Source organism: Streptomyces sp. NPDC058457, from assembly GCF_042720695.1.
Classification (GTDB): domain Bacteria; phylum Actinomycetota; class Actinomycetes; order Streptomycetales; family Streptomycetaceae; genus Streptomyces.
This window is the reverse complement of record NZ_JBHXLU010000059.1, coordinates 65,978-74,780: the sequence shown is the minus strand read 5'-3', so window position 1 is coordinate 74,780 and position 8,803 is coordinate 65,978. Positions and strand designations below refer to the sequence as shown.

Genomic DNA, 8,803 nt, shown 5'->3' with positions numbered 1-8,803 from the left:
GTCGTGGCGTTGTCGGCGACCACCGAGGCGTGACCGGCGGCGGTCACGGTGCTTACGGGGTGGGAGCGGAAGAGGCCGACGGCGATGAGGACGAAGATCGAGCCGACGAAGACGATCGTCGGCACGATGAACGCCTTGGCGGACTCCACGATCCCGCGCAGATTGACGCCCGTGATCAGGGCGAGCACCGCCAGGCACAGCCACAGCCGGTCGTCGTAGAGGGCGGGGAAGGCCGAGGTCAGCGCCGCCACTCCGGCCGTGACGGCCACGGCGACGTTGAGGACGTAGTCCAGCACCAGCGACGCCGCCGCCACCAGGCTGGTGCGCGCGCCCAGGTGGGTCTTGGCGACCGCGTAGGAGCCGCCACCGTCCGGGAAGGCCGCGATGACCTGCCGGTACGACGCCACCAGCACCGCCAGCAGGGCGGCGATGGCCAGCGTGACCGGCATCGTGAAGCCCAGGCCGTGGGCGCCCGCGGCCGCCAGGACGAGGACGATCGCCTCGGGGCCGTACGCCACCGACGCCATCGCGTCCAGCGACAGCGCGGCCAGGCCCGTGACGGCGGTCAGCCGGTGGCGTTCACCGGTATCGGGAGGCTCTTCGCCGGCGGGTACGGCGTTCGGCTCGGTGGTCAGGACGGACATGGATACGGGCTCCTTCTCGCCTCGGCCACGCGTGCGGGCTGATGCGCGCGGCGGCATCCAGGTTCTGTCCGTTTCCGGCCGCGTCCGACGGTTCCTTGCGGCATCTTCGCGCCCAACGGGCCGACCTTGACGCGACCTTGACGAGCGTGTGACCTGGGCGACTGCCATGTGCTCCCGCCGGGCGACGCGTTCCTTGGTCAGGAGGCAAGGAACCACTGGACAGCCGTCAGGGTCGTGTCAAGACGGACTGATCGGGTTCCTCGGGTCACTACCGTCAGCACCATGGGACGCCGTGACGAGGTCCGCGGAGAGCCGCCTGACGCGCACGCGGGGAGGCCCGACGGATCCGGTGACGCGACGAACGCCCCCGAGTGGGTGCAGGAGTTGTGGGCCACCGTCCGCTGCGCGGGCGTGCTGCTCGCGCTCGTTCTCCTGGTCGACTGGGGCTCCGGTCGGCTCACCCTGTGGCGCGCCGCGTCGTGGTTCGCTCTCGCCGGGCTGCTGTTCGTCGTGCTGTATCCCGCCCGGGTGTCCGCGGGCGGGAACTGGCTGGCCTCGCGCCGGCTGGTACGTGAGCACCGGGTGCGGACGGATCTGCTGGTCTCGGTCCGCTGCCTGGACGGCATCTCCCAACGGATCCTGCTGCGGGACGCGCTCGGCGGCCGTGTCGAGATCGACCCCGAGGTCCTGGTGCGCCATCCGCAGCTGTGGTTGCGCCTGGACCAAGGCGCGCGGAGGGCCGCTGCCGACGGGCTCCTGCGGTGCGGTGCGACCGTCCTGGGGCGCATCTCCCGTCGCGTGGACCACGAAAACGCGCAGGCCGTGTTCAAAGCCTCCGGCCTGGAGTGAGCGTCAGCCCGTCCCGACGGGTCAGGCCGTGTCCAGCGCCGATCCGGCCTGGTCGGCCAGCGTCACCGCCACGAGCCGGGCCTGGAGCGGGGGCACCGGCCCCGGGCCGGGAGTGAGCATGAAGCGGCCGAGGTAGTGGCCGTTGCCGTAGGCACGCAGTTCGATCTCGCCCTCGGGCCAGCCGGCGGTGTCCACGTCCCACGAGCGCCTGCCCACCGTCACGCCGCCGTCGTTGTGCAGCCGGGGCGGCTGCCCCAGGAGGGTGCCGTACTCGAAACGGCACGCGCGCAGCCCGAGGAGTTCCGTGAGTTCCCGGCGGACGTGGTCGACCACCGTGTTCGCGGAGCCCGACGACTGTGCGAGTTCGGCCGTCCGGTGGATGCGGGAGAGGTACGCCGCGTCCGTGACCGTGATGACCTCCAGGCGGCGTGCGCGGGCGGCCAGTTGGGACACGATCACGCCGACGACCAGCAGGAGCACCGCCGTTTCGAGGTCGGCGGACGCGGTGATGGCGAAGGTCTCGTACGGCCGGGTCAGGAAGAAGTCGAACCAGGCCGCCGCCGACAGCGCCGCGAGCACGCCGGCCGTGCGGCTGCCCAGCGTGGCAACCGCGACGACCACCACGACGAGGACGAGCGCGGCGTTCGTGTGCGACAGGCCGGTACGGAACGGGACGAGTGCGAGGGCCGCCAGGAAGGGGGCGACGAGGCCCGCCGTGAGGGCGAGCCGGTCCCGCAAGGGCCAGGTTCGGGGCGTGGTCCGGGTCCTGCTCCGGTGGAATCTCCACCCGCTGGTCATCGTGCTCATCACGCACCTCCCACGGTGTGCTCCGTCGGTTCGGCACCCACGCTCTGCGCGCTCTGCGGGGCGAGAGGCAGCGACACGACCATCGTGAGACCGCCGCCGGGGGTGTCCTCGGGGGTGAGGGTGCCGTTCATGGCCTCGGTCAGGCCCCGGGCGAGGGCGAGGCCGAGGCCGAGGCCGGTGGTGTTGTCGGTGTCGCCGAGCCGCTGGAAGGGCTCGAAGAGCCGCTCCCGGCCGTCGGCGGGCAGACCGGGCCCCCGGTCCACGATCCGCAGCTCCACCCGGCCCGCCAGGGCGCTGGCGGTGACCAGCACCTTCTTCCCGTGCGGTGTGTGGCGGTCGGCGTTACCGGCCAGGTTGGCGATCACCCGTTCCAGCAGCGGCGGGTCGGCGAGCACCAGCGGGACCTCTTCCACGTCCGCCACGTCCACGCCGGGAACGTCCGTCAGTGCCATGGGCAGGACCTCCTCCAGAGAGGTGGGACGCAGGTTCAGCGGGAGGGCGCCCGCCTCCAGGCGGCTGAGGTCGAGGAGGTTCTCCACCAGACGGTTGAGTTTCGCCATGGACTCGTCGGCGGTGGCGAGGAGTTCGTCCCGGTCCTCCGGGGAGAACTCGACGTCCCGGCTGCGCAGCGAGGTGACCGCCGCCCAGCCCGCGGCCAGCGGGGTGCGCAGGTCGTGGCCGACGGCCCGCAGCAGCGCCGTACGCAGCCGGTCGGCGGCCTTCACCGGCTCGACCTCGGCCGCGGCCTCGGCGAGCCGTGCCCGCTCCACCGCTGAACCGACATGCGCGGCGAACGCGGCCAGCACCCGCCGCTCGGACGACGACAGCGTGCGGCCGCACAGCACGAGGAAGGCGCCGGGGCCCGCCGGAACGGCCGTCACGCCGGGCGCGTCGGGAGGTTCCTCCACCAGATCCGCGGACTCCATGCCGAACGTCTCGCGGGTCCGCTCCAGCAGGGCCGGAATCGTCGCCTCGCCCCGCACGATGCTGCCGGCCAGGGACGACATGGTCTCCGCCTCGGCCGTCGCCCGGGCGGAGCGCCGCGACAGGCGCAGGGACCGGTCCACGACCGCGGCCACGGTGGCCGCCACGACCGCGAAGACCGCCAGGGCAAGCAGCGCGTTCGGGTCGTCCAGCGTGAACTGCCCGATGGGCGGGATGAACCAGTAGTTGAGCAGCAGGGACGCCGTCACCGATGCGATCACCGCGGAGGCGACCCCGCCTATGCAGGCCACGCCCACCACGGCGAGCAGGAAGAGCAGCGCCTCGCTGGTCAGGTTCAGCGTGCCCCGCAGCTGGGCGAGGACGATCGTGAGGAGTACCGGCAGCACCAGCCCGGCCACCGGGCCGGCGATCAGCCGGGCGGTCGACAGCGTGCGCCGCCGGGACGGCAGTAGGGTGCCGCGTCCGGCCCGCTCGTGGGTGACCCGGTGGACGTCGATGTCGCCGGACAGCTCGGTCACGGTCTCTCCCGTGCCGGGCCCGGTCAGGAACCGTGCCAGTCGGCCGCGGCGGCTCGTGCCCAGTACCAGCTGCGTGGCGTTCTCGGTGCGGGCGAACTCCACCAGGGTCGTGGCGACGTCGTCGCCGACCACCGAGTGGTAGCTGCCGCCCAGGTCCTCCACCAGCCGCCGCTGCCGGGCCAGCGAGGCGTGCGAGACCCCGGCGGCCAGGCCGTCGCTGCGGGCCACGTGCACGGCGAGCAGGTCGCCGCCCGCCATGGGGGTCCCCCCGCTCGAGCGAAGTCGAGAGTGGGGGAGGTCGGCGATACGGGCGGCTCGCCGGATCAGTGTGTCGCCCTCGGGCCCGCCGGTGAGCGCGACGATCACTCGCTCCCTGGTCTCCCAGACCCTGCCGATGCCGTGCTGCGAGCGGTACTCCTGCAGCGCCTCGTCGACCCGGTCGGCCACCCACAGCAACGCCAGTTGCCGCAGCGCGGTGAGGTTGCCCGGCCGGAAGTAGTTGGCGAGGGCCGCGTCGACCCTCTCGGGGGCGTAGATGTTGCCGTGCGCCATGCGCCGGCGCAGCCCCTCGGGCGGCATGTCGACCAGCTCGATCTGCCACGCTCGGCGGACGGCCTCGTCCGGGACCCTCTCGTGCTGCGGCATTCCCGTGATCTTCTCGACCACGTCGTTGAGGGACTCCAGGTGCTGGATGTTCAGCGCGGTGACGACGTCGATGCCGGCGTCGAGCAGGGTCTCGATGTCCTGCCAGCGCTTGGGGTTGCGGCCGTCGCCGGGGATGTTGCTGTGGGCGAACTCGTCGACGATCACGACGTGCGGACGGCGGGCGAGGACCGCGGCCAGGTCCATCTCCTCGAACCGTCCGCCGCGGTAGGTGCAGGACACCCGGGGGACGGTCTCCAGCCCGTCGAGCATCGCCTCCGTGCGCGGACGCCCGTGGCACTCCGCGAACCCCACCACCACATCCGCCCCGCGCGCGGCACGGCGCCGCCCCTCGTCGAGCATCCGGTAGGTCTTGCCGACCCCCGGAGCCGCCCCGAGGTAGACCTTCAGTCGTCCGGGCCGTACGTCACTCATCGCCGCCGACGCGCTCCGCTCACTGGTGCAACTCTCCTGCGTACAAGGGTTTCTCCTCCCAAGGAAGCCGCTTCGAGAGGCGGTCGGCGGGGTTGTTAGCGGTTCCTTGTCGTGAGGCCCGGGGACCTTGACACCGTCTTGACGTAACCTGCGCCCGATAGGGTGACGGCCGGTGTGCCGGGAAGTCTGGTCGGCCGGGGAGCCACGTGGCTCTCCGAAAGCCCCAGGGGGACGGCATGCGCAGCGTCGGTACGGTTCTGGCCCTCGTGGTCCTCGCCACGGTGGTCGCCACCTTCGCGCGCCGGTGGCGCATTCCCGCCCCCTCCCTGCTGGTCGTCGCCGGTCTGGCGGTGGCGCTGCTGCCGGGCACCCCGCGGATCGAGATCAGCCCCGAGATCATCGGGCTGGTGGTGCTGCCGCCCCTGCTGTACGCGAGCGCGGAGGACATGCCCTGGCGGGAGCTGCGCGCGGTGTGGAAACCGGTCGGGATACTCGCCATCGGCCTGGTGCTGGCCTCCGCGGCGGCCGTGGCGGCGGTGGCCGCGCTGGTCACTCCCCTGTCCTGGCAGATGGCGTTCGTGCTGGGCGCGATCCTGGCCAGCACCGACCCGGTGGCGGTCACCGCGCTCGGCCGCCGGCTCGCCCTGCCGCCCCGGGTGCAGGTGCTGGTGCAGGCGGAGAGCCTGTTCAACGACGCGACCTCGCTGGTGCTGGTGCGGGTGGCGGCCGGCGTCGCCGTGGCGTCCGCCGCCGCGAACTGGGGTGCGGCGGGGGGCGAGTTCCTGGTGCTCGCGGGCGGTGGCACGGTGATCGGGGCCGCGGTCGCCGGAGTGGTCACGCTGGTCCGGCGCCGTACCGAGGACCCGGTGCTGGAGACGGTGATCGCCCTGGTCACCCCGTACGCCGCCTACTTGCTGGCGGAGGTCGCGCACACCTCCGGAGTGACGTCCTGCGTGGTGGCCGGTGTGGTCCTCGGCGGCCGCGGCGAGAAGCTCACCAACGCCCGGATACGCCTCCAGCTGCACGCCGTCTACGGCACGGTCGTCTTCCTGCTGGAGAGCGTGGTGTTCAGCCTCATAGGGCTGGCCCTGCCCACCCAGGTGCGGGCCCTGGCCGACGGCGACCGGGCCTGGCCGCTGTACGCGCTCGCCGTCGCCGCCACGGTCGTCGCCGTACGCATGCTGTGGCTTGCGCCCCTGTCGGCGGTCGTGCAGCGCAAGGGCGGCCTGGGCCGGGTGAACTGGCGGGTACCGATGGTGCTCACCTGGGCCGGCACCCGCGGGGTGATGCCGCTGGCCGCCGCGCTGTCCATCCCGGAGGTCATGAAGGACGGCACCCCGCTCGCCGACCGGCCGCTGGTCCTGGTCCTGACCACCTCGGTCGTGGTCGTCACCCTCGTCGTCCAGGGCTTCAGCCTCGCCTCCGTCGTCCGCCGCTCCGGCATCGCGCTGGAGCCCGCGCACACCGCGCGCGAGGAGGCCGAGGCCCGCTCCCACCTCGCCCACGCCGGCCTCGCCCGCCTGGAGGAGCTCGCCGAGCTGGAGGTCGTGCCGGAGGTGGTCCTGGACCGGCTCCGCCGCGGCCTGGCGGCCCGCCTGGACGACGCCGACGTGGGCACCGAGTCCGCCGATCAGGTCTACCGCCAGCTCCGCCGGGACCTGATCGTCGTCGAGGCCGCGGCACTCCAGCGCCTCTACGACGATCACGCCATCAGCGACACGACCCGGCGGCGGCTGCAGCGGGGGCTGGATCTGGAGGAGGCACGGTTGGCGGATGCGTAGCGCTCCGCCGGGGGGACCGTTTTAGTCTGCGGGTGCGTCGGGGCTGGTCGCGCCCACGCGGCGGAGCCGCATATTGATACAGCCCCGCACCCCCAGGGGGTTGTCGGTACCCGGCGCCTACACGGCTCTGTACGTCAACGGAACTCCGCCAGCCGGGGGCGCAGTCCCAGCGCAGCCGAGATCATCGCCGCGCACAGCAATCCACACGCCCAGGGAAGCAGGCTGTCCACCTCCGACCGGCCCGCCGCCACGGACGACGTGAAGTGGGCGCGGTTGATGTCCGTCACCTTGTCCAGCGCGGACATCCACGCCCCGAAGTGCGCGTTGGACGTGCCCGACTCCCACCCCATGCAGAACTCCACCGCCTCCTGTTCCTTCCCGGCGGCGAGCAGTGCGCGGATCTTGCGGTCGTCCCGCTGGTAGACGGCGTACGTCTGCACCGTCTTCTCCGCCGCGGCCCGTTCACCGGGGAAGGTGATGTTGTCCAGCTCGCGGCGGAAGTCGCCGGTGAAGCGCAGGTCGTGGTGGTCGGTCTCGTACGCCTGCCAGGTGGTGGTCAGTTCCGAGTCGTACGTCGTCAGCGTGGCGCCCTTCAGGCCGTACAGCTGCTGGGACTTGGCGAGGAAGGAGTCGGCGTACTGATCGCGGTGCTGCGGGTCGAGCAGGTAACGGCTCTCGTCGGCGTTGGCGTCGTAGGCGAGGGCGCGGGCGCTGGAAAGGGCGACGACGGAGTCGAAGGCGTCGTGCCGGGCCACGCGCAGTTGTCCCGCGGAGGCGGACAGCATCTGCGCCCCGAGAAGCACCGCGAGCAGCGTGCAGACGGTGGCGGCCAGCACCCCGGGACTGAGGGTGCGCTGGAAGCGGCGGGCCAGGTACCGCTGGAGGACGCCGAGCACGGCCAGCAGCAGCACGCCGAGGGCGAGGACGACGGCGAGTTCGGTACGCAGGCCGGAGCGCGCCGAGGAGTACTCGGTGTCGAAGGCCGCGTTGTTCGAGGTCAGCAATCTGCTTGCGGCGGGCAGGAGTCGGGTGCGCAGCAGGTCGGTCGCGCGGCGGTAGTCGGCCAGGGCGGCGGACTTGCCGCCCTGGTGGCCGTCGTTCTCCAGGGCCCGGCCGATCAGCTCCTGGTACTCGGCGAATCCGTCGGTCAGCGACTCCACCGTCTTCTCGTCGGCCCTGCTGCCCTGCGCGGCGACGGCGAGGGTGCTCAGATCGTGCCCGATCTCGCGCCGGGCGTCGCCGTAGTAGCCGACGGCCTTCTCGTACGGCGTCTGCAGACGGCCCTGTCCCGCGTCCCCGTTGGACAGCAGGATGTTGGCGGCCTGGGCGTCCATGTCGTTCAGGGCCAGGTCGAGATCGGCCGCGCTGGTGGTGCGGGGCGCGGCATGGCCGGCCACGCTGCTCCACGTGCCCAGGGCGGTGAGCCCGGCCACCAGCAGGAGTACGGCGAGTATGCCGGCGAGCAGGACCGTGGCCGCGCGCAGAAGGCGCAACCGCGCGGGCACGGATGCCCAGTAGCGGCGGCGCAGAGCGGCCCGCGCGGCCACGGCCTGCTGCCTCGGGAGGCGTCGAGGCCCGTCCGGCCGCGACGCCCCTCCTCGTCGCGGTCCGGGGCTGCCTCCGGGCGGGGTGCCCGCCGGCTGCGGCGGCTGCTCGCCGACCTCCGCTTGAGGTCTGTGCGATGTACCGGCCGTGATGGTCACGGTCCCTCCCCGTCACGCTACGGACGGTCGCCCGTCCCCCCGTTGACGCTCAGTCTGCGACCGGATCCGGCCACGGGCGGGCTGCGTTGACGGCCCCCTGACGGCGCACCAGGTTTGTTTGACGGGGCCTTGACGGCGCTCACGCCGGATCCGTATGAAAGCCGCAAATTCCGTGCTGAGCAGGGTTGTTCGGCCCTCATTCGCGGATAGGTTCCTGTGGTCCGCCGCCGAGGCCGGGGCGTCAACGGCCTCACCGGCTCCGGAGTCCTCGATCCGAGCGTGGCTCGCGGCGGCCTGGTGCGTGTCCCGAAGGCAGGCACCAGCGTGTGGCGTCCCGTCGTCTTCCCGCGCCGACGTCCGCACGTCCGTGGGGGGGGGGGGCCCCCCCCCCCCCGCGGCCCCCGCCGGCCGAGCCCCGGCCCGCCCACCCAACCCAACGCCCCACACAGCCGGGCGCTTGGCAGAGGGGTTGGGCCCCC

The 8,803-nt window shown here is 72.8% G+C and carries 6 protein-coding genes; 2 read left to right on the top strand and 4 right to left on the bottom strand.

Features of this window, described 5'->3' with window-relative positions:
* On the bottom strand, positions 1-644 hold a 644-nt coding region (locus ACFWPS_RS35475), incomplete at its 3' end, for an amino acid permease (protein WP_383712969.1).
* Between the two features lie 282 nt (positions 645-926).
* Between ACFWPS_RS35475 and ACFWPS_RS35470 the strand changes: the two genes are divergently transcribed.
* Positions 927-1,493 (top strand): hypothetical protein, encoded by a 567-nt coding sequence (locus ACFWPS_RS35470; RefSeq protein WP_383712967.1) that lies wholly within the window; start codon positions 927-929, stop codon positions 1,491-1,493.
* 21 nt (positions 1,494-1,514) lie between these two features.
* Here the strand turns inward: ACFWPS_RS35470 and ACFWPS_RS35465 are convergent, their stop codons facing one another.
* Both ACFWPS_RS35465 and ACFWPS_RS35460 read right to left on the bottom strand, forming a co-directional pair.
* Positions 1,515-2,300: a DUF4118 domain-containing protein gene (locus ACFWPS_RS35465; protein WP_383712964.1), complete on the bottom strand. Its 786-nt coding sequence runs from the start codon at positions 2,298-2,300 to the stop codon at positions 1,515-1,517.
* On the bottom strand, positions 2,300-4,840 hold the full coding sequence (locus ACFWPS_RS35460) for an ATP-binding protein (RefSeq protein ID WP_383712962.1): 2,541 nt from the start codon (positions 4,838-4,840) through the stop codon (positions 2,300-2,302). Before ACFWPS_RS35460 ends, ACFWPS_RS35465 begins: the two co-directional genes overlap by 1 nt.
* Positions 4,841-5,076: 236 nt before the next feature.
* Here ACFWPS_RS35460 and ACFWPS_RS35455 point away from each other — a divergent pair, with 236 nt between their 5' ends.
* Positions 5,077-6,621 (top strand): Na+/H+ antiporter, encoded by a 1,545-nt coding sequence (locus ACFWPS_RS35455; RefSeq protein ID WP_383712958.1) that lies wholly within the window; start codon positions 5,077-5,079, stop codon positions 6,619-6,621.
* A gap of 134 nt (positions 6,622-6,755) precedes the next feature.
* Here the strand turns inward: ACFWPS_RS35455 and ACFWPS_RS35450 are convergent, their stop codons facing one another.
* Positions 6,756-8,168 (bottom strand): hypothetical protein, encoded by a 1,413-nt coding sequence (locus ACFWPS_RS35450; RefSeq protein ID WP_383712955.1) that lies wholly within the window; start codon positions 8,166-8,168, stop codon positions 6,756-6,758.
* Positions 8,169-8,803 lie beyond the last annotated feature (635 nt).

What these genes read in the sequence shown, in the direction of transcription:
- ACFWPS_RS35470 (WP_383712967.1), top strand. Translation starts at nt 927, where the DNA reads ATGGGACGCCGTGACGAGGTCCGCGGAGAGCCGCCTGACGCGCACGCG.
- ACFWPS_RS35465 (WP_383712964.1), bottom strand. Translation starts at nt 2,300, where the DNA reads ATGAGCACGATGACCAGCGGGTGGAGATTCCACCGGAGCAGGACCCGG.
- ACFWPS_RS35460 (WP_383712962.1), bottom strand. Translation starts at nt 4,840, where the DNA reads ATGAGTGACGTACGGCCCGGACGACTGAAGGTCTACCTCGGGGCGGCT.
- ACFWPS_RS35455 (WP_383712958.1), top strand. Translation starts at nt 5,077, where the DNA reads ATGCGCAGCGTCGGTACGGTTCTGGCCCTCGTGGTCCTCGCCACGGTG.